At 34.4% G+C, this 23,838-nt stretch carries 31 protein-coding genes and 1 pseudogene; 8 read left to right on the top strand and 24 right to left on the bottom strand.

The genetic code is table 11. The features are described from left to right. The 4 genes from acoA to LCF45_RS13550 form a co-directional block, all read right to left on the bottom strand. Entirely contained in the window at nucleotides 1-999 is a 999-nt protein-coding gene (acoA, locus tag LCF45_RS13535; protein WP_002127717.1) for an acetoin:2,6-dichlorophenolindophenol oxidoreductase subunit alpha, read from the bottom strand. A 169-nt stretch (nucleotides 1,000-1,168) separates the two neighbouring features. Further along, the gene (locus LCF45_RS13540) at nucleotides 1,169-1,648 is read right to left on the bottom strand and encodes a DinB family protein (RefSeq protein ID WP_002085139.1); all 480 of its coding nucleotides are present in this window, start codon (nucleotides 1,646-1,648) and stop codon (nucleotides 1,169-1,171) included. 41 nt (nucleotides 1,649-1,689) lie between these two features. Beyond that, entirely contained in the window at nucleotides 1,690-2,886 is a 1,197-nt protein-coding gene (locus LCF45_RS13545) for an MFS transporter (RefSeq protein ID WP_002013052.1), read from the bottom strand. Between the two features lie 123 nt (nucleotides 2,887-3,009). Next, complete coding sequence (locus tag LCF45_RS13550; protein WP_002065832.1) at nucleotides 3,010-3,969, bottom strand: helix-turn-helix domain-containing protein; 960 nt, start codon at nucleotides 3,967-3,969, stop codon at nucleotides 3,010-3,012. A gap of 136 nt (nucleotides 3,970-4,105) precedes the next feature. Here LCF45_RS13550 and LCF45_RS13555 point away from each other — a divergent pair, with 136 nt between their 5' ends. Beyond that, nucleotides 4,106-4,951: an oxidoreductase gene (locus tag LCF45_RS13555; RefSeq protein ID WP_002127720.1), complete on the top strand. Its 846-nt coding sequence runs from the start codon at nucleotides 4,106-4,108 to the stop codon at nucleotides 4,949-4,951. A 40-nt stretch (nucleotides 4,952-4,991) separates the two neighbouring features. Beyond that, a complete protein-coding gene (locus tag LCF45_RS13560) occupies nucleotides 4,992-5,501 on the top strand; it encodes a GrpB family protein (RefSeq protein ID WP_263892801.1) in 510 nt (169 codons plus the stop codon). A gap of 99 nt (nucleotides 5,502-5,600) precedes the next feature. Here the strand turns inward: LCF45_RS13560 and LCF45_RS13565 are convergent, their stop codons facing one another. From LCF45_RS13565 to LCF45_RS13580, 4 genes and pseudogenes are all read right to left on the bottom strand, one after another. Then, complete coding sequence (locus tag LCF45_RS13565) at nucleotides 5,601-5,909, bottom strand: DUF4181 domain-containing protein (RefSeq protein WP_003189862.1); 309 nt, start codon at nucleotides 5,907-5,909, stop codon at nucleotides 5,601-5,603. A gap of 63 nt (nucleotides 5,910-5,972) precedes the next feature. Next, nucleotides 5,973-6,811 (bottom strand): annotated as a pseudogene (locus LCF45_RS13570) (PP2C family serine/threonine-protein phosphatase). After that, nucleotides 6,795-7,286, bottom strand: coding sequence for an HIT family protein (locus LCF45_RS13575; RefSeq protein ID WP_078178696.1), 492 nt, complete (start codon nucleotides 7,284-7,286; stop codon nucleotides 6,795-6,797). The pseudogene LCF45_RS13570 and the gene LCF45_RS13575 overlap by 17 nt, the downstream one beginning before the upstream one ends. Nucleotides 7,287-7,390: 104 nt before the next feature. Continuing rightward, nucleotides 7,391-7,564, bottom strand: coding sequence for a glycine zipper domain-containing protein (locus LCF45_RS13580; protein WP_002127725.1), 174 nt, complete (start codon nucleotides 7,562-7,564; stop codon nucleotides 7,391-7,393). Nucleotides 7,565-7,779: 215 nt separating this feature from the next. Here LCF45_RS13580 and LCF45_RS13585 point away from each other — a divergent pair, with 215 nt between their 5' ends. Continuing rightward, nucleotides 7,780-8,016, top strand: a complete 237-nt coding sequence (locus tag LCF45_RS13585) for a hypothetical protein (RefSeq protein ID WP_002085127.1) — start codon at nucleotides 7,780-7,782, stop codon at nucleotides 8,014-8,016. 47 nt (nucleotides 8,017-8,063) lie between these two features. Here the strand turns inward: LCF45_RS13585 and LCF45_RS13590 are convergent, their stop codons facing one another. Further along, nucleotides 8,064-8,900 (bottom strand): ABC transporter permease, encoded by an 837-nt coding sequence (locus LCF45_RS13590; RefSeq protein WP_002127727.1) that lies wholly within the window; start codon nucleotides 8,898-8,900, stop codon nucleotides 8,064-8,066. Further along, on the bottom strand, nucleotides 8,893-10,098 hold the full coding sequence (locus LCF45_RS13595; RefSeq protein ID WP_002013036.1) for a quaternary amine ABC transporter ATP-binding protein: 1,206 nt from the start codon (nucleotides 10,096-10,098) through the stop codon (nucleotides 8,893-8,895). The genes LCF45_RS13590 and LCF45_RS13595 overlap by 8 nt, the downstream gene beginning before the upstream one ends. A 173-nt stretch (nucleotides 10,099-10,271) precedes the next feature. Between LCF45_RS13595 and LCF45_RS13600 the strand changes: the two genes are divergently transcribed. Further along, nucleotides 10,272-11,129 carry a glycine betaine ABC transporter substrate-binding protein gene (locus LCF45_RS13600; protein WP_002085124.1) on the top strand — a complete coding sequence of 286 codons (858 nt, stop codon included), beginning with the start codon at nucleotides 10,272-10,274 and terminating at the stop codon, nucleotides 11,127-11,129. 53 nt (nucleotides 11,130-11,182) lie between these two features. Here LCF45_RS13600 and clpP read toward each other — a convergent pair whose 3' ends face one another. Then, a complete protein-coding gene (gene clpP, locus LCF45_RS13605) occupies nucleotides 11,183-11,764 on the bottom strand; it encodes an ATP-dependent Clp endopeptidase proteolytic subunit ClpP (RefSeq protein WP_002136712.1) in 582 nt (193 codons plus the stop codon). A gap of 20 nt (nucleotides 11,765-11,784) precedes the next feature. Beyond that, nucleotides 11,785-12,471, bottom strand: coding sequence for an RNA polymerase subunit sigma-70 (locus LCF45_RS13610; protein ID WP_002127730.1), 687 nt, complete (start codon nucleotides 12,469-12,471; stop codon nucleotides 11,785-11,787). A 143-nt stretch (nucleotides 12,472-12,614) separates the two neighbouring features. Between LCF45_RS13610 and LCF45_RS13615 the strand changes: the two genes are divergently transcribed. From LCF45_RS13615 to LCF45_RS13625, 3 genes are all read left to right on the top strand, one after another. Beyond that, nucleotides 12,615-12,935 carry a 2Fe-2S iron-sulfur cluster-binding protein gene (locus tag LCF45_RS13615; RefSeq protein WP_001125405.1) on the top strand — a complete coding sequence of 107 codons (321 nt, stop codon included), beginning with the start codon at nucleotides 12,615-12,617 and terminating at the stop codon, nucleotides 12,933-12,935. 4 nt (nucleotides 12,936-12,939) lie between these two features. Next, nucleotides 12,940-13,602, top strand: a complete 663-nt coding sequence (gene rpiA / locus LCF45_RS13620; protein WP_002136714.1) for a ribose 5-phosphate isomerase A — start codon at nucleotides 12,940-12,942, stop codon at nucleotides 13,600-13,602. Between the two features lie 105 nt (nucleotides 13,603-13,707). Continuing rightward, a complete protein-coding gene (locus LCF45_RS13625; protein ID WP_002189834.1) occupies nucleotides 13,708-14,142 on the top strand; it encodes a GNAT family N-acetyltransferase in 435 nt (144 codons plus the stop codon). Nucleotides 14,143-14,354: 212 nt separating this feature from the next. Here LCF45_RS13625 and LCF45_RS13630 read toward each other — a convergent pair whose 3' ends face one another. The 10 genes from LCF45_RS13630 to LCF45_RS13675 all read right to left on the bottom strand — a co-directional run bounded on the left by LCF45_RS13630 (nucleotide 14,355) and on the right by LCF45_RS13675 (nucleotide 21,272). Further along, entirely contained in the window at nucleotides 14,355-15,722 is a 1,368-nt protein-coding gene (locus LCF45_RS13630; protein ID WP_078206751.1) for a lytic polysaccharide monooxygenase, read from the bottom strand. Nucleotides 15,723-16,160: 438 nt separating this feature from the next. Next, entirely contained in the window at nucleotides 16,161-16,721 is a 561-nt protein-coding gene (locus tag LCF45_RS13635) for a hypothetical protein (RefSeq protein ID WP_002127734.1), read from the bottom strand. A gap of 76 nt (nucleotides 16,722-16,797) precedes the next feature. Continuing rightward, complete coding sequence (locus LCF45_RS13640; RefSeq protein WP_263892802.1) at nucleotides 16,798-17,994, bottom strand: macrolide family glycosyltransferase; 1,197 nt, start codon at nucleotides 17,992-17,994, stop codon at nucleotides 16,798-16,800. Between the two features lie 92 nt (nucleotides 17,995-18,086). Continuing rightward, on the bottom strand, nucleotides 18,087-18,764 hold the full coding sequence (locus LCF45_RS13645) for a formylglycine-generating enzyme family protein (protein ID WP_002127738.1): 678 nt from the start codon (nucleotides 18,762-18,764) through the stop codon (nucleotides 18,087-18,089). Nucleotides 18,765-18,823: 59 nt separating this feature from the next. Then, a complete protein-coding gene (locus LCF45_RS13650; RefSeq protein ID WP_002013022.1) occupies nucleotides 18,824-19,330 on the bottom strand; it encodes a DNA topology modulation protein in 507 nt (168 codons plus the stop codon). Nucleotides 19,331-19,351: 21 nt separating this feature from the next. Further along, nucleotides 19,352-19,738, bottom strand: coding sequence for a ribosomal maturation YjgA family protein (locus tag LCF45_RS13655; protein WP_088291552.1), 387 nt, complete (start codon nucleotides 19,736-19,738; stop codon nucleotides 19,352-19,354). 92 nt (nucleotides 19,739-19,830) lie between these two features. Continuing rightward, nucleotides 19,831-20,184, bottom strand: coding sequence for an MmcQ/YjbR family DNA-binding protein (locus tag LCF45_RS13660; RefSeq protein ID WP_000994618.1), 354 nt, complete (start codon nucleotides 20,182-20,184; stop codon nucleotides 19,831-19,833). Nucleotides 20,185-20,199: 15 nt separating this feature from the next. After that, complete coding sequence (locus tag LCF45_RS13665; protein WP_263892803.1) at nucleotides 20,200-20,604, bottom strand: GNAT family N-acetyltransferase; 405 nt, start codon at nucleotides 20,602-20,604, stop codon at nucleotides 20,200-20,202. A 33-nt stretch (nucleotides 20,605-20,637) separates the two neighbouring features. Further along, nucleotides 20,638-21,054 (bottom strand): GNAT family N-acetyltransferase, encoded by a 417-nt coding sequence (locus tag LCF45_RS13670; protein ID WP_002032649.1) that lies wholly within the window; start codon nucleotides 21,052-21,054, stop codon nucleotides 20,638-20,640. Between the two features lie 32 nt (nucleotides 21,055-21,086). Next, entirely contained in the window at nucleotides 21,087-21,272 is a 186-nt protein-coding gene (locus LCF45_RS13675) for a hypothetical protein (protein ID WP_082180371.1), read from the bottom strand. Between the two features lie 149 nt (nucleotides 21,273-21,421). Between LCF45_RS13675 and LCF45_RS13680 the strand changes: the two genes are divergently transcribed. Continuing rightward, nucleotides 21,422-22,132, top strand: a complete 711-nt coding sequence (locus LCF45_RS13680) for a collagen-like protein (RefSeq protein WP_263892804.1) — start codon at nucleotides 21,422-21,424, stop codon at nucleotides 22,130-22,132. Between the two features lie 218 nt (nucleotides 22,133-22,350). On the opposite strand, the gene LCF45_RS13685 is transcribed toward LCF45_RS13680, so the two are convergent. Both LCF45_RS13685 and LCF45_RS13690 read right to left on the bottom strand, forming a co-directional pair. Beyond that, entirely contained in the window at nucleotides 22,351-23,136 is a 786-nt protein-coding gene (locus LCF45_RS13685) for a serine hydrolase (RefSeq protein ID WP_078206747.1), read from the bottom strand. 184 nt (nucleotides 23,137-23,320) lie between these two features. After that, nucleotides 23,321-23,833: a GNAT family N-acetyltransferase gene (locus tag LCF45_RS13690; RefSeq protein ID WP_002168223.1), complete on the bottom strand. Its 513-nt coding sequence runs from the start codon at nucleotides 23,831-23,833 to the stop codon at nucleotides 23,321-23,323. Nucleotides 23,834-23,838 lie beyond the last annotated feature (5 nt).

Raw genomic sequence — 23,838 nt, forward strand, 5'->3', positions numbered from 1 at the left:
TTATTTGTAAGAAACGTATACATCTTTTAATAATTCTTCATCCTCTGGATATGGACTGTTTTCACTAAATTCAATTGATTTTTGTACTGCTTCATCTACTGCTTTTTCCATATCCACAAGTTCGGATTCCGTTAATAAAGCTTCATGAATTAAATGCTTGCGGAAATGCACAATCGCATCTTTTTCATTTAAATGTTCTTCTTTTTCTTCCGCTGTTTTATACGTTTGTGCTTCTCCTTCAAAATGACCGTAATTACGATATGTCATGCATTCAATTAAAGTTGGGCCACCGCCATTACGTGCACGCTCAACAGCCTCTTCCGCCGCTTTATATACTGCTAATAGATCTTTTCCATCTACTTGAACACCCGGAATGTTATATGCTTTTGCACGATCAGCAATAGAGTTACAACTAGAAGCATATTCAAATGTTGTTGCTTCACCGTAACCGTTATTTTCTGCGATAAAAATAACTGGTAACTTCCAAATCGCTGCTAAATTAACCCCTTCATGGAATGTTCCTTCATTATTTGCTCCGTCACCGAAGAAGCAAACACTTACATCTTTCGTTCCTTTATATTTAGCTGTTAATGCTGAACCGCAAGCAAGTGGAAAACCTCCGCCTACAATCCCATTTGCACCAAGCATTCCTTTATCTAAATCGGCAATATGCATTGAACCACCTTTACCTTTACATAACCCTGTCGCTTTCCCAAAAAGTTCGGCCATCATGCCATTTAAATCACAACCTTTTGCGATACAATGGCCGTGACCTCTATGCGTACTTGTAATACTGTCACTATCTGTTAAGTGGGCACATACACCAACTGCTACTGCTTCTTCACCAGCGTATAAATGAACGAAACCTGGCAGAACGCCTTGCGCGAATAATTCATGCACCTTGTCTTCAAACTTACGAATCTCTAACATTTTTTCATACATCCAACGAGCTTGTTCTTTCGTAATTTCATTCCCTTTACTTTCAGTTGTTTTTAACATGTCCAGCCCTCCTATTTTCTTGTTCATCTTTTATATTGCAAGTACTGTGCCAAATTCTAATCCCTGATTTAATAGGTTTTCTCTTTTCTTTCATAATAAAAAAGTGGACAAAATGAGACATCTGTCTCGTTTTGTCCACTTTTGTTCACCTAATTTGAGAATTATTATCTTATTCATTATCAAAACTCTTCTGTAATTTCCGAATGTAAATAATTTGACCAATGTGATACGCGTTATGAGTCGTTACATTAGCTAATACTTCCCACCACTTCGCAGATACAGGAAATCCAATTACATCACTTTCAACCTTGTCTTCATTTATGAGACTTTGCCATTGTAACAGTTTCTCTAATAGTTTTTCTCTTAACTCTTCAAATGTTTGATTATCTGATAGCATAAAACTTTTGTTATTATCACCAATAGCGGGCACAGCATTAACATTTGATTCTTTGTACCTAGTTTGCCACGTCGTATTCCAATACAGTAAATGTTGTACAATTTCAGCTATACTATTACACTCTTCATTCGGTTTCCAGAAAGCTTCTCTCTCAGATAAATCCTTAACTGCATCTGAAAATGGAATATACCAACTGGGATCATTCGCATTTGCTAATAACTGATCTGCTAATACGTCTTTAACATGGAACACTTTGCTTCCCCCCATTAAAAAGATTCATTTCAAGACAATACTCACTTCTCTATATACGCTGAGTTTGCCAGATCCCCTCTTTTTAGCCTTAATCCCAAACATATGCACATAAAGAAACCAAAAGCACCTAATCCATAAGCTGTTGTATATCCACTTTCCCCGATAATCCATCCTGCAAGTCCTGGTCCAATCATTTGACCAACTGCATAGAAAACGGATATAAAACTAATTGCCATTGAGACATATTTCGGAGATACTTGCTTTGAAGCAGCAACTTGAATTAATAAAAGGATACCTCCGAGGCTGGAACCCCAAATAATTGCCGACATGATAAAGCCAATGGTATGTCCAAATATAATTGGAATCATATCACCTATTACAGCTAATAAAAGTGCAATACATAACGTCTTCTTTATACCAACCCGATCCGAAATCAATCCCCAGACAGGAGCTCCTACGATTGAAAACATTCCTGCAATCGCATAAACAGTTCCCGAAATTGATGCCGCAATACCATTATTAATCATAAAACTAGTTTGATATAAATTTGGAATTAAATAAACAACGCCCACAATAAAATACATCCATGCAATGATGTATAGCTCTTTCGTTTTCCATAAAAACGACTTATTATTCCTTTCCCCCTCATCTTCAGTAACTTCTGGATTTTTCAAAACAATTGAGGCAACGAATACAACAATACATGTAATAACTCCAAACAAAAGCCATGAACCACGCCAACTATACTCTGGAAATGCACGTACTATATAAGGAACAATTATTCCACTAAATAGCATGCCTATGCCAGCACCGCTTAATAATAGCCCCATTGCAGTTCCTCTTTTTTCTGGAAACCATCCTACTGTTATTGACATGAGTGGTGTATATACAAGGGCACTACCAGCTCCAGCACATAACATACAAATAGAGGCTATCCAAAATGAGGAGACAAATGCTAATCCTATTAAACTTATAACGACGAGCCAACTCCCTATTAATAAAACTGATTTTGCTCCAAAACGGATAGTAAGTATTCCAGATGTTCCGACTGTTAATAAATACCCTAAAAAGAGTATGGTTCCTAACATACCTGCTTGAGCTGTAGATAAATGGAGTCCTTCTTGCATAAACGGCAATATAATTCCATATGCCATACGTGCAAAACCCGTCGTTGTTATAATAAGAAACATTCCTGTTAATACAAATATCCAAAAATGACTTTCATTCCGTTCTTTCATTTAAATTCCTCCATAAAAAGTTATTTCCAATTGGATGTTGTTTGTAATTATAATGACCATTACAAAAAGCAACTACCAAATGACGGAGGAATTTACGGTATAGCGGATTATTCCTGTTTTACGTTAATAAATACGTAAAAATTCTGATGGATTCATTCCATACTTTTTACGAAATAACTCTGAAAAATGACTGACATTATTGTATCCAACTGCAAATGCCGTTTCGGTCACATTACTATTTCCCGAACGCAGTAAATCTATCGCATGCTCCATACGCTTTTCTCGTAAATATGCAAATGTGGACATCCCAAATAATTCTTTAAACCCAATTTTTAATTTATAATCATTTAACTCTACTATTTTAGCTAATTCTAATAATGATGGGGGTGATTCCATTCGTTGAAGTAAAATTTCTTCAGCCTGTTTTATTTTATTCAAATCCTGTTTTGATAATTGACTCCTTTTATTTGCGTCACAATCATTAAGCAACACTCTCCCCAAATGTATAGAAAGCAATTCGAGCGCTTTACTTTCTAATTCTAGTTGACTAATACGATCCTTTTGGGGATGCTCTATCATTCTCTTAATAAGATTAGATGTTATAGAATCAATTGGATTTTGAAACTTTTTAAAAGATTGATTTCCTAATATAGAATGAAAATCAAGACTTTTTTCAATAGCATTATTCATCATGAAATGATTAAACAATTGTACAGGAATCCCAATCGCTAATGAATATAGAGGCGTTTCTTTTTCATATTCAAATACTACATCAAAATCATTCATAAAATATAAATAGCTATTTCCAGTCATTAATTCATACGAAGAATGACCAACTTGCACTCCTCCGAACCCTTGTAAACAAAAATTAAGCTCCACCATTGCTGCATCAGATGCAAACTGGATGCGATGGTTATTATGAAATTGATAATTTGATAACACAATTTCCATACCTGAAAATGAAGTCCATCTTCGTATTTCACCCATACCTATTGTTTTTGGAACATTCATATGTCTTTCCTCTACAACTTGTAAACCATAAAAATATTTATGAAAAATATCATGAAAACCGTTAGTCTCCATGAAACCCACACTCCTTTTATGTAAAAACCAAAATTTAATTGATAATTATTTTCAATTATATCAAATATCTTTATACAATAAATAGATTTTCTCTTTATAACTCGTTATGATAAAAGAAAAAGAAAGCGAGCGAACAATGAATAAAAAAATCGCGATTATTACAGGAGCATCAAGTGGATTCGGACTTTTAACGACACTTGAACTTGCAAAAAAAGACTATTTTGTCATTGCTACAATGCGCAATCTTGAGAAACAAATAGACTTAATATCTCAAGCTACTAAACTCGACTTACAACAAAATATAAAAGTTCAACAATTAGATGTAACAGATCAAGGTTCTATACATAACTTCCAATTATTTTTAAACGAAATAAACAGAATAGACATTCTCATAAATAATGCAGGATATGCAAATGGGGGCTTTATCGAAGAAATCCCAGTGGAGGACTACCGTAAACAATTTGAAACAAATCTTTTTGGAGCTATATCCATCACGCAACTTGTCTTACCATATATGAGAAAGCAGAAAAGCGGAAAAATCATTAATATAAGCAGTATTAGCGGGAAAGTAGGATTCCCTGGTCTATCTCCTTACGTTTCTTCAAAATATGCATTAGAAGGCTGGAGTGAATCCCTTCGCTTAGAAGTAAAGCCTTTCGGAATAGACGTTGCCTTACTTGAACCTGGTTCTTATAACACGAACATATGGGAAGTTGGTAAACAATTAGCTGAAAACCAATCTGATACAACCTCTCCTTACAAAGAATATATGGATAAAATACAAAAGCACATAAACAATGGCAACGATACACTTGGTAATCCGATGGATGTTGCAAATAAAATCGTAGAAATTGCTGAAGCAAGGCGTACTACATTACGATACCCAATTGGGAAAGGTGTAAAATTTATGATCTTTGCGAAGAAGGTTCTTCCTTGGAGATTGTGGGAGTTTCTTGTATTGAGGAGTTTTAAGAAGATGTAAGTAACTTTATTGAAAAAATATGTAAGGAGGTGCTAATTAAATGCTAGGTTTACCCTATGGTAAAGTGTTTTTAGTTCCGTGGTCCGAAGAGTGGGAATTTGAGTTTTCAAAAGAAAAACAATTAATTGAGGAACACATTGGAAAATATATTTTAGCGATACACCATATTGGAAGTACTTCCATCCCGCATTTAAGCGCAAAACCTATTATTGATATTACGATGGAATTAAGAGATTCCAAAAGTGGTCTAAAATGTATTACGAACCTAGAACAATTAAATTATAAATATAGAAAAGATGTATTACCCGAAAGGTATTATTTCAATAAAGGTGAGCCAAGAACTCATCAAATTCATATGTATGAACAAGGGAATCCATATTTAATAGAACAATTAAAATTCAGAGATTACTTAATAGACAATAAAACTTCTCGTATGCAGTATGAACAGTTAAAGATTCAACTTTCAACAGCTAACCCTAATGATAAGCATAAATATGCAGAGGATAAAACAAATTTCATTAAATCCATATTGGCTAAAATAAATGATTAAATTGCGAAGACCGAACTTCGTACACATAATAAGAAACCATTCATGTATAGATGAATGGTTTCTTATTATGTGTTATCTCATTATTTGTACCATCAATAATCATTTTAGTATGAACCCTGTTATTATTAATGCTACAACTCCTAATAATGAAATCAAAAACTCCCGCGATTCCTTATCATATTTCCACTCCATATATGATTGAAATCCATATAACGTAATAAAAAATAAAAGAGGTACATAGCCCATATATATACGATTTGGAAGAAAAGTGCTTATAGCAATAACAACTATATAAGAGGAAATGATAATTCTATTTCCCCACTTATGTGTATCATTCACATATTGGTTATTCCATCCTTTTTGTTTCGGTATATTTAACTGTCTTCTCGCTATTCTTTCAAAAACCAATAAAGATAGCACCCATAAAATTAATAAGGATATTTTTGTAACGGACAGAAAACCCTCTCCTTTTTATTTTTTTACTTTAATTTTCTCCGGCTGATCACTCGGATACGTAGCATTTGTTTTGTTTTCTAGGTCCCAACTAATAATGGTCGCACTATCTCGTCCTAATTGATGATGAACGTGTTCTAAAACATTGTGAACATGTTCTTTAAGCTCTACATTATTTCCATTCATATCATTATAAAGATTTAATGGAGTTTCATAACGGCGTTCCCCGCATTCTAATACCCCCATCTGTCACCATTACAATTCGATTCTTTCCAGTACGTAATTCACGAATTCCTGATGAATAGCAAGGAACGGGTAAATCAAATGTGTTTACATTTCCAATCCATTCGTAAAAGTGGCGTTGATTCAATGTATATTGTCCTAATTTATGTAATTCATCATGAAATACATAAACTAAGCAATCACCTATGGAAAGCCACCATATGTAATTTTCTTTTCTTACGCATATTAAGCAAGCAGTTTCACCTTTTACCCTTTCGCACTTTTCTTTTAAATGAGCGGGATTGAAATATCGTAAGTATATAATTTTCAACAGATCGAAATACGGTTTCAATTGATTCTTTCATAATCACTTCTATATTTTCATATTCTTTTTGGATTGTATTTACTACTAATTCAACACTTTCTGCACTATTATGCCCGTCTAATATAACGGCGAATTCCCAATCACCATTCGACAAAACTAATGCACCGTCTTCATTCTTTTTTGCTCCGGCACTTATATTCCCGCCGTATCTACCAAGTACGATATCACCATATTGCTTTACTGAAACTTCGTCTAAACACATTTCCCTACTTCCAACCCATGAATATTGTGTATTATTTGTTGTATGCATACTCATTTACCATATACTTTCGTATTCTTTCGCATAGTTTTTTAATTTTCTCTGAATCTCCATGTGGTGCACCAGTCCAATTTGCTACTTCAGTCGGTGACCAAAACTCTTTTGGTGTATTTGGATAACGTGGAATAATGTGCATATGCAAATGTGGTACACCATTACCTGAAACGAAACTGTAAATATGTTCTGCACCTTTGCTTTCTTTAAGCGCTTTACTTACTCTACTTGTTATCAGTCCGAATGCCTTTGCCTCATCTTCAGTTAATTCAGCGAGACCAGGTACATGTCTCTTTATATCAATCATTACATAACCAAGATATGTTTCTTCTGCATCCCAATGGACATGTCCAACGTAAATGAGTTCATCTTCGTAAATAGCTCCACCTGAAACTGTAATGTTCCCTTTATGTTTTTCACAAATGAAGCAGTTTTGTTCTGCTTGATTGTTTATTGGCATATCCATCACCATCCTTTGCATATATAATATCATAAAAAAAGGGAAAACAGGTTTTATATTCCGAAAATTCAATCTCTTAAAACAAGAATTTTCACATTAAAATAATTTACAACTCATTATTTCTTCAAAAGCGTAATCCCCATTCCAACTGCAATCCCAATCGCTATTCCGATTGCTATATTATCAGTAAATACACCAGGAATTACACCGATTACAACACCTATAGCGACACCAATTGTCATAGCATCATTTCTTTTTTTATTATTAGCCAAAATAGCATCTCCTCTCATAATTTCTCCCCATATAATATCCATTTACATGAACGTTGCTGTCTCCTAATATATTTGCTATTCCGCTTGGGAATTTCCAGAAAATGTACTTTATTACTTTTCCATTCCCCCTACATAATCCTCTTCGTTTGAAAGAATTTTTAAGTCACCATTACATATACATAGGCATTTACTATAAGAAAGATCAGTAATTTATTGAAGGAGGAACGATTCAAATGTATCCTCATTGGAATCCAAATATAAATCAACAATATGCTTACTCCCCCCATCCAGTAAGGAATACACTGCATTATGATTCGCAATACATGATGCAGCGCATCGCAAGCCTTGAAAGCCAATTAGCTAAATTAATCTCATTAATCGAAGAAAATAATCAATTAATAAAATCAATGGAACAACAGCAAAACCAAGTTTGTGCACCAGCTGGAGGCTCTGTTATTGTTCGGATGTAATTCGAATTCAAAAAACACACTTTGTAGTATAAAGTGTGTTTTTTGAATTATTTTCTTTTTGTATAAAACCCTTGCGTAATTCGGTCTAATATAATCGCAATCACGACGATAGCTAGTCCAGCTTCAAATCCCATTCCGATATTTACTTGTGTTACAGAGCGATATACATCGACGCCAAGTCCTGGCGCTCCTACAAGTGAAGCTGTTACAACCATTGATAACGAAAGCATAATACTTTGATTCACGCCAGCCATGATCGTTCCGGTTGCGAGCGGTAATTGTACTTTAAATAATTTTTGTGATGCGGTAGAGCCAAATGCATTCGCAGCTTCAATTAAATCTTCTGGAACTTGTCTAATTCCTAAGTCTGTAAATCTGATTGTCGGTGGCATAGCAAAAATAACGGAAGCAATAATGCCTGGTACGACGCCTACTCCAAAAAATGTTATCGCGGGAATGAGATAGACGAATGCCGGCATTGTTTGCATAAAATCTAATGTCGGCTTTAAAAATTTTGAGAAACGTTCATTTTGAGATGCTAAAATGCCAATGGGAATTCCGATAATAATTGAAATAATAACTGACGTAAGTACGAGCGCTAATGTTTGCATCGTTTGTGCCCAGTAGTTAATATTTAAAATAAATAATAATCCGATGAGCGTAAAAATGACTAAAGATAATTTCCTCGTTGTGTACCAAATGAGGAAACATAAGATGATAATCATCACTATGGCTGGTATTATTGTTAAAAAATTAGTGAGTAAATCAACAAATCCACCGATAATATAGGAGAATCCTCGGAACAAGCCTTCAAAGTGCTCATATAAACTTGCAACAAATGAATCGACCCATTCGCCTAATGGAATGCGCGGAATATTATTCATCGTCTTTCACCTCTTCCTCAATGTTACCTGCAAGAGCTTGAATGACACTTTCACGTTTAATAATTCCTCTCAACCTTTTCTTTTCATCAATTACGGGTAATGGATATTTCATCTCCGCCATTTTTGCATACGTTTCTTCCAGTAATGTATCTAGATAAACGTGTGGAATATCGTTAAGTAATAAATCAGCAATTGGCCATTGTTTTTTCATTGCTTTACTTGCATCATCCGCTGTTAAAATACCTAAAAACTCATACTTTTTGTTCACAACATATACCGTAGAAACACCTGCATTTCTCATAATTTGCAAAGCTACACGCGGCCCACGATCGATTAATAACGTTTCTGGTCTTTTTAAAATAGATTCTGCCGTAATTACTTTTCCTAAATTCACATCCGCAACGAATTTCTCTACAAATTCATTTGCAGGGCTCATCATAATTTCTTCCGGTGTTCCAATTTGGACAATTTCTCCATCTTTCATTAATGCGATACGATCACCAATTCGAAGAGCTTCATCTAAATCATGTGTAATAAAAATAATTGTTTTTTCCATTTTATCTTGTAACTCTAACAATTCATCTTGCATTTCTTTTCGAATTAGTGGATCTAATGCACTAAATGACTCGTCCATTAGTAATACATCTGGATTATTCGTTAGTGCCCTTGCAATTCCAACACGCTGCTGCATACCACCACTAAGTTGACTAGGGTAATTATCTTTATGATGATCGAGTCCTACTAACTGTAGCGATTCTAACGCCTTATTTTCTCGTTCCTCTACTGGAACTCCTTGAATTTCTAACCCGTACGCAACGTTTTGTATTACCGTACGATGTGGAAATAAAGCAAACTTCTGAAAAACCATACTCATTTTCGTCCTTCTTACTCTTCGCAATTCTTCTTTTCCCATCGTTGCGATGTCTTCACCATCTATGTATATATGCCCCGCTGTCGGTTTAATTAATTGATTTAGCATTCGAACCAATGTAGATTTCCCACTACCAGACAAACCCATAATAACGAAAATTTCTCCAGTGTATACTTCAAACGTTGCCTTTTTCACACCAACGTTCATTCCTGTCTCCTTTAAAATTTCCGATTTGCTTTTTCCTTCTTTTAATAAGGTAAGCGCCCGTTGCGGATGTTTCCCAAAGACTTTTGTTACATTTTCAACACGTACCTTTGTATTATCCATGTCACTACTCCTTTTCTACCCATCTATTTACATAGTGTTGCGATTTTACAGAGAAATATTACATAAAAATGACATATATAAGATTTCTTTAAAAATTCTTGTTTCCGTTCATAATAAGAAGGTTCACTTATAGATTAATTTATAAAAAGCAAAAGCTTCACAGGAGGTTTTGAATGCGAAAAAAAATATGGATTATAAGTCTGTTACTATTTATTAGTATGATTTTCACTTCTTGTAATGCAACAAATGCAAATTCGAAAGGAAAAATTAAACTTGGTGTAACAAGTTGGAAAGAAAATATCGCAACCGCAAATATGTGGAAAGTTTTATTAGAAGAAAAAGGCTATAAAGTTGAACTCATGTATTTAGAAAAAGCTGCGATATGGACTGGCGTCGCACGTGGTGATGTTGATGCGAATCTAGAAGTATGGCTTCCTGTTACGGATAAACCATTAAATGCCCGTTACAAAGATGACTTCGTCTTAAAATCAAAATGGTATGAAGGTACTGGGCTTGGTTTAGTCGTCCCTTCTTATGTGAAAAACGTTAACAGTATTGAAGATTTAAATGCACATAAAGATGAGCTAGATAATAAAATTGTTGGGATTGAACCTGGTAGTAGCCTAATGAATTTAACGAATAAAGCAATGAAGGAATATGATATAAAACTAAAACTTGTCCAATCTTCAGAAGCTGCGATGATGAGCGAACTAAAGAAGGCATATACGAAAAAGAAACCAATCGCTGTTACGCTTTGGAATCCTCATTGGGGCTTTTCAGAATTTGACTTAAAATATTTAAAAGACCCTAAGAAAGTATATGGTGAAAAAGATGACATTTATTACTCCGTTCGTAAAGGTTTCGAAAAAGATCATCCGGATATTGTGAAATACTTTGATCAATGGAAAATGAACGATGAACAACTTGGTACGTTAATGGTCATGTTAAATAAAACGAAAGATCCAGAAGAAGCTGCTCGAAAATGGATAAAAAAGAATCAAGCTTTAGTTGATGAATGGATAAAAGAATAAAGAATGACAAAAACAGGCTAGAGAATTTAGTATATTCTCTAGCCTGTTTTACGTTATTTTTTCTCAATAACTGCATCAACAATTCCATATTCCTTCGCTTCTACTGCCGTCATAAAATAATCTCTTTCTGTATCATGAGCTACCTTTTCTACTGGTTGCCCTGTTCGATCAGATATAATTTTGTTAATATCATGTTTTAACTTTAATATTCTTTTTGCTGTAATTTCAATCTCCGTTGCTTGCCCTTTTACACCGCCGAGCGGTTGATGAATCATGATTTCACTGTTAGGGAGCGCAAATCTTTTTCCTTTTGCGCCAGCTAATAGTAAAAGCGCACCAAATGATGCCGCAAAGCCCATACAAAGTGTTTGCACATCTGGTTTAATAAGGTTCATCGTATCTAATATTGCAAATCCCGCTGTCGTTGAACCACCCGGACTATTGATATACAGGAATATATCTTTTTCTGCATCTTCCGCTTCTAAAAACAATAATTGTGCTACTACACTGCTTGCAACTTGATCGTTAATTTCTGAACCAATCATAATAATTCGGTCTTTTAATAATCTTGAATATATATCATAGGAGCGTTCTCCTAATTTCGTTTGTTCTATTACGTAAGGAATTACACTCATTATAAATCCCTCCATCTGTTTTATGCCGCATTAAGCATACAACTGTAAGAAGAAGATTGTTTCATACTGAAGAATAACACTGGTTGTATTGATGGTAACTTAGTGAAATCTATTGTTGGGAGAAGTTTCGTCAACAATTCAGGTCTTTCTTCTCGAATAGAAGTTACAACGATTTCAACATCATCCGTGTACTCCACTATTTCAATGCCTTCTTCATTTACAGTTTTCAGCCTATTTCTACTCCTAAATAAAGATGCTTTCACTGCGCCTTCTGATACAGAGCATATTTTTGCAATATCCGCGATACTATACTGAAAAACATCCTTCAATAATAAAATTACGGATTGTTGCACATTTAACGAAGACAATACTTTCCCTACCATTTCATGCAAATCTGCAATTTTTCCATGTGGTTCTTCAAATGTATTTTGCTGTTCTAACTTTTCTTGAACGGATTTTGATTTCATTTGATCTAACCATTGATTTCGAGCAATTTTATACAGAAGCGTTATACAAATTTCCTTCTCACTATACTTTTGAAGAACTTTGCAAATTGCTTCTTGGGCAAGGTCTTCCCCATCCCATTTGTTTTTCGTCAAAAACGTACAGTATCTTTTTACCTCTGCATAATGTGTAATTAAAAAATTTATATTTGAATGATTCATATCGATATGATCCTTTAAAACCTGAGTTACTTTTGTGCACAAAATAACCACTCCTTTTCAGCGCTTACTTAATAAACGATTGAACAAATAAAAAAGTTACGGGGCTTATAATTAATTTTATGTTTATGTTCATGAATACGGGTCATAAATATGTTATATAGCATTTTACATGAGGAGGAATCAATTTGCCAAAATTAACAGTTGAAGGTACCGGAACTTTCGATATTAAAGAAGGAACGAAATTAGTATTAGCACTTGAAGATAACGGTGTACACATTCTTCATCGTTGCGGTGGCAAAGCAAGATGTACAACTTGTAGAGTTGAAGTCATTGCAGGTGATTTTTGTGAGGCGACAAATGATGAAAAACAAGCTATTACGGAAAAAGGAATTGAAGACCACTTACGATTATCGTGCCAAATGCGTGTACATAAAGATATTACCGTTCGCCCTATACTTACAGTTGAAAATTCCGGTTTAGATGCTGGACCACGCCCAGCGGAGTAAAATGATGAATTTAAAACAGCTTGCAGGCGAATATGCTGCTGGCTTTGTAAGAGATGGTATGACGATTGGACTTGGTACGGGTTCAACCGTATATTGGACGATACAAAAGTTAGGTCACCGTGTACAAGAAGGGTTATCTATTCAAGCTGCACCGACATCAAAAGAAACTGAAGTATTAGCAAAACAATTATCTATTCCGCTAATCTCTTTAAATGAAATTGATATACTTGATCTCACAATTGATGGAGCAGATGAAATCAATAATGATTTACAATTAATAAAAGGTGGCGGTGGTGCATTACTTCGCGAAAAGATTGTTGCCACCTCCTCTAAAGAACTTATTATTATTGCAGATGAATCCAAACTCGTTTCACATTTAGGTACCTTTCCACTTCCTATTGAAATTATCCCCTTCTCTTGGAAGCAAACTGAAAAAAGAATTCAATCTTTAGGATGCGAAACGCGTTTACGTATGAAAGATGGCGGACCATTTATAACTGATAACGGCAATTTAATTATTGATTGTATTTTTCCAAACAAAATATTGAATCCAAATGATACACATACAGAGTTAAAGATGATTACCGGTGTAGTTGAAACAGGATTATTTATCAATATGACGAGCAAAGCGATCATCGGAACAAAAAACGGTATAAAAGAATATTAAGCATTTTAAAGGCTGACTTTTGCAAGTCAGTTTTTTCTTTTATAGCATTACAGTATGATATACTATGAAAACACATTCATATCACACTAGAAAGGGCTGAACAATTTGCAATCCAAACTCATAACAGAACTTACAGATTTAGAAACTGCCTTTCACATTCGAAAAGAAGTCTTTGTAAAAGAACAAGGTGTCCCTCTTGAAGATGAATTCGATACATATGACCAAATTGGCGAGGCATGCAAACATATATTAGTTTATTATAATGAACTTCCTGTAGGAACTGGCCGTATACGATTCGTTGACGGAATGGGTAAACTAGAAAGAATTTGTATTTTAAAAGACTATCGCAAATACGGATTAGGCAAAGTAATCATTCAAAAGTTAGAAGAGATTGCTCGTAACAAAGAAGCAAACAAAGTTAAACTACACGGTCAAACACAAGCTGAAGGGTTTTATGAAAAATTAGGCTATCAAACTTCTTCCGACGTATTTATGGAAGATGGAATTCCACATATTCTTATGACGAAAGTGTTATCATAATAGAAAGGTTACTATATGATTCTACATTATGTATTCGTATAGTAACCTTTCTGTAGCTTATTCGTTTGAAAGTCTCTTTGATGAATATTCTAGATTAATACAAAAAGACGACGCTGAATACGTCGTCTTTTTTATAAGCAGAAAAGTTAACTCTCAAACTTCCTTTTTTTGCATCAAAGCCCATCATCTTTCATTTCATTTTGAGGTAAAGCTTACACTGTTTTCCATAAGGATAAAGCAAAAATCCAGTTTGGATCCCCATGTCCTTCATAATTCTGGACTGCTTCATACACTTTTCCCTCGTATAAAACTCTATCTTCCTTTTTATATGCTTTCTTTGCATCCCACGCTTCATATGAAGCGCTTTCAGTTTTTGTAGTAATTGTGAACGTATCACTTTGTACGGATTCATTTCCAACTACATCCACTGCTTTCACTGCATATTTATAAGTAGTATTAGCGAGTAAATTTTTATCCATATAAGAAGTCGTATTGGATGTTGCAATTTTTTTCATTGTTCCTTCTATTTCTCTATAAATATCGTAATAGTCTACTCCAACGTTATCATCAGATGGGCTCCACATTAGATCCACACTTGACGCTGTTGTTCCCATGCTATGTAATCCTTTTGGTTGTGTTGGTGCTTCTGTATCAGGAGCTTCAACTGTTGTTTTCACTGTAAGCGCTGTACTTTCTTTCGATACATTGCCAGCTGCGTCAATTGCTTTTACAGTATAAGTGTATTCTGTGCTTGGTTGTAATTTCTTATCAATAAAATAAGTGCCTGGTACTGTGTCAATCATCTCTCCGTTACGGAAGATTTGGTACCCTTTTACTCCTACATTATCCGTAGAAACGTTCCATGTTAGTTCTATACTATTCGCTGTTACTTTTTGCGCCTGAATTCCATTTGGAATACTTGGCGCTTCTGTGTCTGGTTTCACATTATTGATGAGATTTACATCAATTACATTATAGAACGCATTTGCTGTATCAGCTACATCCCATACAGCTAAAATCACATGATATCCACTACGGTCAGTAGGTACATTGATTTTATGAGTTAAATTATTTGAAGCTGCAGAACCATCATGTTGTACAGTGCCAATTGGCTCAAAGTCTGCTCTTGTTAGTGCTTTATTTGGATTCCATCCTTTTTTTGTAATATAGTAGTGCCATTTGCTTGTTAAGTGAGGTGCTGTATACTTCCAAGTAAATGTATTTTCCCCACCAGTGATTGTATTTTTAAACCAACGATTTGCTGTTTGTTGATCTAAAATACCGCCAAATTTTCCACCTGCAGAAGCGATTTGCCCATCAACTGGGCCACCTTGTGGGAATCCTTTTGGAGCTTCTAAACTTTGTGGTTCATACATAACACTTCCGCAGTTTACATTTAGAGCACCATAAGTTGGACTACATAAAGCGGAACGGCTACCAGGCTTTTCAACAAAGCCGTGCGCGTATGCATTTTGAGGAATAAGTGTCGTGCTGATAATTCCAGCTGTTAATGCAACAGCTCCTATACTTTTTTTGTTCATTTTCAAGTTTTGTAGTTGTTTTAAAAATCGATTATTCATGTTCCTGTCCCCTTCTTGTTATACTTCGTAGTGTAATGTGGGCTTTGATGTAAAAGAATAACAAGAGTCAATCTTATTTCGTGTATGCGTAAATATGCATACACCGTCGTAAAGAAACATTTCATTTCTTGTGAAATATTTCACTTATGGAATATATCATGACATAGAAATCACCTAAATGTGTGCAGAAGTTGTGCAGAAACAGTGAAATTACTACTAACACGTAAAACTACATCCTAAATTTATAAAGTAAAAGTGGGCAATAGAAATTGTAGTACTTGTAATGAAAAATTTTAGGTATATATATGGATGAATTGCACCAAGTCGTCTTGAAACCCTTCATCGTTAACTTAAAACGCATGGCAATGTGAGATCACATTATTTTAAAACAACGTGCCATCTCCATTTTCCATATATCTTTCTATCAATACTTTGAAATTACTTATCACTTGTAAACATTTCCGAATCCGTCAATATAGTTTCATAAAACTTATCATATTCTTCACTGTATTGAAGTTTTAACTTTTCTATTAAACTTGTATCTGGTGAAACAATGTCAATAACGTCTGTACTTATATACAATAAATAAGTATCGTTATAAAAAGAAATATACGCTTGCTGACCACCATTAACGACATACTTGCAATACTTATATACTTCATCTTCATGTACACCTTTAATCGTAGTAAATATGATTGTACTTTCAAGATCATCAACGTCTACTTTCGTTTCTGTCCAATTCTTAATCTTCATGAACCTTCCAATTTTTGTTTTCTCATTTATTCTCTTACTTTTACCATATGTTATGTAACCGGAAATAAATGAAACATCAATCGTATCAGGACTTTTAAAAAGTTCAGTCAAAATCCCTCTTAATCCTCTCAAATTACTCTCAAATAATTCTATATCGAATCTAATTCTATTTTTCGCCTCCACTTGAAAAAATGGTGTAGCTGTCATATCAGCAAAATTTACATCTAGTATTTTCATTCTTTCCATTTCATCAATTCCTCGCTTCATATAACATAAAAGTGTCTATATCATTTAATATAGACACCCTTTCACATGTATAGTTTTAATAACAGCCTGTAAATTTAAAAATTTCATCAACAGCTTGCTTATACCCACCTGATTTTCGGAAAGACTCCTTCATATTCAAAACAGTTTCTTTGAATGAAGAGTTATTTAATACTAGATCTACACTCTCACGTAGTTGACTCTCCGTTAATCCTTGCATTTGTAATGTAACCCCTGCTCCGAGATTCTCAACTTGCCTTGCGATTACTGGCTGATCTGCACTTTGCGGAATTACAACGAGTGGAACACCGTTATATATCCCTTCATGCGTACTGTTCATACCGCCGTGTGTAATAAATAGTTTCGTATATTTGAGAAGTTCAGTTTGTGGTACATAGTTTTTCACAATGAAGTTTTTAGGGATATTACCTAAATCACTTATTTCCGTTTTGTTGCCAATAGACATAACAAGTGTATGCTTACTATTCTCGAACGCCTTCATACAAAGTTTATAAAAATCAAGCGCTTCATTAAAAACAGTACCTAATGAAATGTAAATCAGGCTTTTTTCTTCAATTGAAGTGTAATCAAAACCTTCATTTTTCACTTGTGTAGAGATAGATGGACCCACAAATTTGAATGTTTCATTAAATGTATCCCCAAAAGGTTGGAACTCCTTAATTGTATACACAATAGTAAGTGAAGCTGGATTACAGAAAACTTCATACGGTGAGTTTATATTAACACCATATTTTTCTGTAATTCCATTAGTTAAGTTTTCAAAATCATTATGTATTCTATCCTGAACTTCCAGTGGGATATTTTTAGAAAGATGGTCTAACATTTGTTTAAATGATTTTTCATCTTGTGCAAAAGATGTGCATGAATTTATGGCTGGAAGATTAAGAAGTTGGGCAATTAAGCGACCACAGCCAAACATCGAATCATGAATAATATAATCAAAATGTTCACCTTCAATTTGTTCTAGAACACTAGGTATTACAATATCAGCTGTATGTAGAAGGCCGTTTATTCTTTCCTGTAAATAATTTCGACCACCGGAAAGAAATGCTTTTATAAATTTTTCATCATCAATCGTTCGTACAGTAGCACCTGTCTTCTCAATACGCTCCCTGAAAGCCTCTATTGAAAAATAAACTACCTCTTCACCGCGAGAAATCAGTTCTTCTACAACATGTAATGTTGGATTTATATGTCCTTCTGATCCAGCGTTAATGAATAAAACACGTGCCATTCAAAACACTCCTTAAATTTTAAAATTTCTATGTTGTAAAGAGTATGGATACTTTCCATACTCTTTACGGAGTTATATGTATCATTTTCCTGCTAAATTGACCTAGCAAGCCTAAAACCGAGATCATCTATATGAAATGTAGGATGACTACGACGGCGACAAGTAGCACCGCACCCTCTCGCTTCTTCAGCCCAGCTACCGCCTCGGAAAATTCGGTACGATCCATATACCTTTTCATCATACAAATCATAACACCATTCCCAAACATTCCCTAACATATCATATACTCCCCATGCATTCGGTTCTTTTTTACCGACCTCATGAATTTTCCCATCCGAGTTTTTATTATACCAAGCTATCTTATCAAGTTCTCCATATGTATACCCAGTAGTCCCTGCTTTACATGCATATTGCCACTCTCCCTCAGAAGGTAATCGGTAGCCGTTGGACTCTACATTACAACTAACCTTTTGACCGCCATCACTAATAGAATAATATTCTTTTAATCCCGCTTTTTTTGAAAGTAAATTACAAAATATAATCACATCATTCCAAGAAGTATTAACAACGGGTTTATGATTGCCTAAAAAAGAATTTGATGATTCATTTATAACAGTATAATATAATTCCATCGTTACAGTATATTGCGCAAGAAGAAACGGCTTAATTTGGGCCTTCCATTCTCTTTTAATTCGATCGTCTCTTAAAACTATCTCCCCTGCTGGGATTTTTACCATATAAGAATCAATCAAGCGAATTATTTCATTCAATATTATTCCTCCATTCAAAATGGAACATAATTTAATGTTTTTAATGCACCAATTTATACTTACTGCACTTCCTTTATGAATCGTTGAACCTCATTTGGTGTTTTTAAAATAATAATTCTTTTATCCTTATTGAATTGATCGATTCTTTTTAAAATTGCAGGTCTTTTCGACTTAGGATATTCCCATATCCATTTGAAAAATTGCAAGTCAAATCTTTCTTCACATCCAGCCCCCATATCCGGTCTTGTTTTATTCCGATATTGCACAATTCTTTTAAAAGCACGATAAACACAAATTGTTCTATGAATATCAAGAAAGATAATTGTATCAGCTGCGTTAATTCTTATGTCCATTGTCCCGCCATAATTCCCATCAATAATCCACTTTTCCCCTTTAACTAATTCATTTTGAACCGTTCTTTGCTCCTCTTTCGGTACACCCTCCCAATTTGGTTTCCAAAATAGTGCATCAAGATGATGCACCTTAATATTTAATTTATTCCCTAACTGTTTTGCTAATGTAGATTTTCCTGAACCACCAGAACCTATTAATATTATTTTTTTCATAAATACCCCTTTTTACATCTTTTATTTCTTCCGTAGCATAAACTCACCAAGCATTCCTACTCCAACACCAATTGTGTAAGCCACTAAATCACTCCATAAAAATCCGTAACCTAATACGAGTCCACCTAAAGTCGTTGCGCGAATGCTATCAATCCATTCCGCATGGTACAATTGGCTAATTTCAATCCCGTAGCAAAATATTAAACTAATAAAAGCTAATTTCTTCGTTTCTATTTTAGGAAACAAAAATCCGAATCCAACGAAAATCATTAATGCCCATAAAGCATCACCTAAGTAATCATTTAATAAATCTGGTAACGCAAAAGCAAACTTTCTTGAACTAAGACCTAAAATAATAACAACTATAGTAAACACCGCATATAGTAATCTATTTCGTTTCGTATTCATTTCAAAATCCCCTAATATATAATGTAAAACTGCAAATAGCTAGTAAAATATAATCATTTTACTAGCTATTTATAGTCGACTTCACTTTGTATTTAATCCAATAACTCTTGCTGCTTTTTCTTTGAAAATGATTGTAATACTAAATCATACGACCAATCTATCATTTTATTAATTTGTTCTTGCCCCACATCCTTATGTATGTACACTGTATTCCAATGCTTTTTATTCATATGATATCCAGGAATTATTGTTTCTGGGTAATCTTCTCTTATTCGTAAAGAGAGTTCTGGATCACATTTTAATGTAATCGCAGCTTTTTCCCCTTCTTCATGGTTCACTATCGCAAATATTTTATTATTGAGCCTCATACATGTTGCACTCCAGCCATCTGGAGAATCCTCTGTCGCTTTTCTTTTCGATAAACAATACGCTCTTGTTGCATTCATTCTAATTGGCACCTCTTATTCTTTCACTATTTGATTACGATGCATCACAATTTGCTTCGTCGCTTTAAATTGCTGTTCACCATAAAACTTTATTAGTTTCTCGCCGCAAAATAGACTTACAATATCAATATGAAATATCTCTCGAAGTAACATTGTAAGCATCTTCTCACCAATACCTTTATTTCTTACACTCTCATGTACGACAACATCTTCAATATACGCCCGAAAAACACCGTCAGTAACAACTCTAGCAAATCCAATTAATTCGTTTTCTTCCCATACTCCAATAGCTATACTATTCTTTAACATTTTTTGAATATCGACTTCTTTTCTTTCTGGCCACCAACCTACAGAATCGTAAAGTTTCTTTATTTTTTCTACACAGATTGGTTGTTCATGTTGTAATCTATACGTGTACATTTTTTCTCCCCTCAACCAGTATACATAATATTATTATAATCTCTTTTCTAAAAAGTGTTGACTATGCCCTTTAGGATGATCTTCAACAACACCATATTCTCGGTATCCGTGCTTTTTATAAAAATCTGGTGCTTGGAAACTAAATGAATCTAGTAAAATAAGTCTACATCCTTTTTCCATCGCAATTCCTTCTATTTTATGTAACAATTGACTACCATAACCATCATGACGAACAGATTCATCAACCCATAAAAAATCTATATGAAGATGATAAAAATACATCGTTCCTGTTACCCCGCCAAAGATTTTTCCTTCCTCATCTTTCACTACAAAACTTACTTGTTCCATGGGCTGTTTTACTTCATCTGTTAAGATAGACATATTATATTGAATTACTTTATTTTTAATGTATTCACCTTCAGTGCGAGTACCGTTCTCTATGCTTTTCATATATTTCCTCCTTTCAACTTAGTAAGCTACATTTAATTTTTACTTCTTCTCTTTAATATACTGATGAATATAAATCCAGCATATGTAACAAAGCATGAAAAACCAATTATGCCTGGTACAGAGACATAGCCTGTTCTCACATAACTTATAACGGCAAAACTAGCAATTAATAATAAAATAGATGGCCAAAAAATAAGTGCTGTTTGGAGTAAAGCCATGTTCCTTATATATTATAGAATGGGTTTATATTTGTGTCATAAGGGCTTATGCTTATTTTTATTTTTAAAGGCTTTTTCCTTATACTTGCGTGTTAGCTGATTCATAAACTATAGAGTGTAAGTGGGTAAATGATAAGGATGGTGTAAAAATGAGTAAATTTAAAAAAAATTTTCATATTCCGTGCGAATGTTTCGGTCCCCCTTTACCTCCACCTGAAATTGGTCCAACGGGTCCAACAGGTCCAACGGGCCCAACAGGTCCAACAGGCGTAACTGGTCCAACGGGTCCAACGGGTCCAACAGCAGTAGGATGTTGTCCATGTAATAATATTCTTGACAACCCTGGATTTGACGAGCCGGCAGTAGTAGGAGATCCAGTTCCAGGTTGGAATCAAGCAGGTTCCGTTTCAGAAGTAGGGTTTCCAAACGTTCATAGTGGCCGGTTTCTGTCAAATGGTTCATTTAGTCTCTTAGCTGCATCAATTAATCCAGGTGGAAGTATTAATCAAACAGTTGATGTTGACGCAGGTTGTTGTTATACGTTTTCTTTTGCTGCAGATGTAAGGGATGGTGCATTTCTTATAGCTTCAGTATCTTTCCCAGAACTTGGGCAAGCATGTCCTCCTGCCCCTGTAACTCTTGGTCCATTAAACATTCCACATATTGTACCAGTTATGAATCAACCACAATCTCTTTTCCAACATTATATTCTTGTTGTGTGTATACCTGCTACTGTAACTACAGCATGTATTTCTTTCCAAAATACTGCTACAGGGGGAGAAGGCGCAACAGCTTTTGTTGACAATGTTGTATTTCAGCCGACTGGTGGACCTTGTACTTCATGTTCACAAAATTTCTAATGTATTGAAGTACTTGAATCTTTTCGTTTTGCTGGCGAATCACAAAACCATTAAGGAGAGCCTTTGTGCTCTCTTTTTATGTTAGAAATCACCAGACACTCCCATATGCTGAGCGCATTCCTTTATAGTCCCGATACATATGAGCGATTCACTTTTGTAAACGGTATACGCCTTTAGGTGCACTATTCCCCTCCCTGCTATTAAAATAACGTTTTTATTCAATTATCGGTTACAACGTTTGTTTGACTTGTTATCTTATATTCTTTATATAAGCACTTCAAAGCTTCTAGAATTGTTTCATCAACCTCTTTATTATCAAATCGATTAGGTAAATCTCTTCCCCCAATTACATAAAGAAACGGAAATTCATGAAACATTCCTATTATACCAATATTTATTATAGCAGTGGATAAACCACCTGTCATATGAGCTAAATGATAATACGGTATCCCTTCATAATCACCTTGTTGCCTTACCATTCCATTAATAATGGGTTCCCATAATTCTGGTTCTGATTTATATCCTTGAAAAATATGTACTAAAAGTGAAAGAACTTGATTTAACTCTCCGACATTTTGCTCATCTCTAGGGTTTTCCTGTATATGAATCTTTGAAAAGTACGATAAAACATTTTCTCTGACGGTTTCCCATCCTCCGCAGTGCATTACAACCGAGTGAGCAATATAACTGTCGTGGCAAGCTATCATTACTTCAACCGCTTTACTAAGTGTTAATGTAGTTCTTCCTTGTAAATGAGGATATAACTGCACACTATCCTCATTTGGATTATACTTAATGTGATGAAGTGTATCATTCCAATTAATTTGTTTGTCCTTTACCATCTTTGCTACTGTAAATCCAATTGCCACTTTTGCTGCTGATGCTAAAGGAACGTATAGCTCATTGTTATGGGTAGCAACTATATTTCCATTCTTTGTTGAATAAACAAGTATTCCAACTTGACCAATTTGTATTTCTTTTATTTTTTTAATGACAGCCTGCATATTCATCCCTCTTCTTATATCGTTTTATCATCTTCTCAAAATTCGATATAGAATATAAGAATCCTTTTTTGTTAAATGATAATCATGAATACAATAAGAAAAAGATAGCATGAGATTTCTTCATACTACCTTTTGAAATATATACAATTTCTTTTTAAAATTATTTTTAAAGTAATAGATACAGCTATTCTTCAGTAGGATTTTTAGGACCATTAAGCTCCAATTGATAAAAAGCTAAATTTAGCCATCGATTGAACTTATAACCGGCTTTTTTTATTGTTCCTGCATGAACAAATCCATAATTTTGATGCAAGGCAATACTTTTCTCATTTTCCGCATCAATTCCAGCAATTAAGGTCATATATTCTCTTTCTTTTGCAAATGTGATTAATTCTTCCATCAAAGAGGACCCAATACCATTTTTTCTATATTCCTTATCAACATACACAGAATGTTCAATTGAATATTTGTAGGCAGGCCACGCTCTAAATGGGCCGAATGTCGCAAATCCTACTACTTTATTATCTAGTTCGTATACGAAAATTGGATAGCCATCAGCCTTTTTTTGTTCATACCAATCTATTCTATTTTCAAGGGTTACAGGTTTATACGCATATACAGCTGTTGTATAAAGTATTGCATCATTATAAATATCTAAAATATATGCTACATCTCTTTTAGTTGCTTCCCTGATCATCGTTT

This window comes from Bacillus sp. 41-22, from assembly GCF_025809295.1.
Taxonomy (GTDB): domain Bacteria; phylum Bacillota; class Bacilli; order Bacillales; family Bacillaceae_G; genus Bacillus_A; species Bacillus_A mycoides.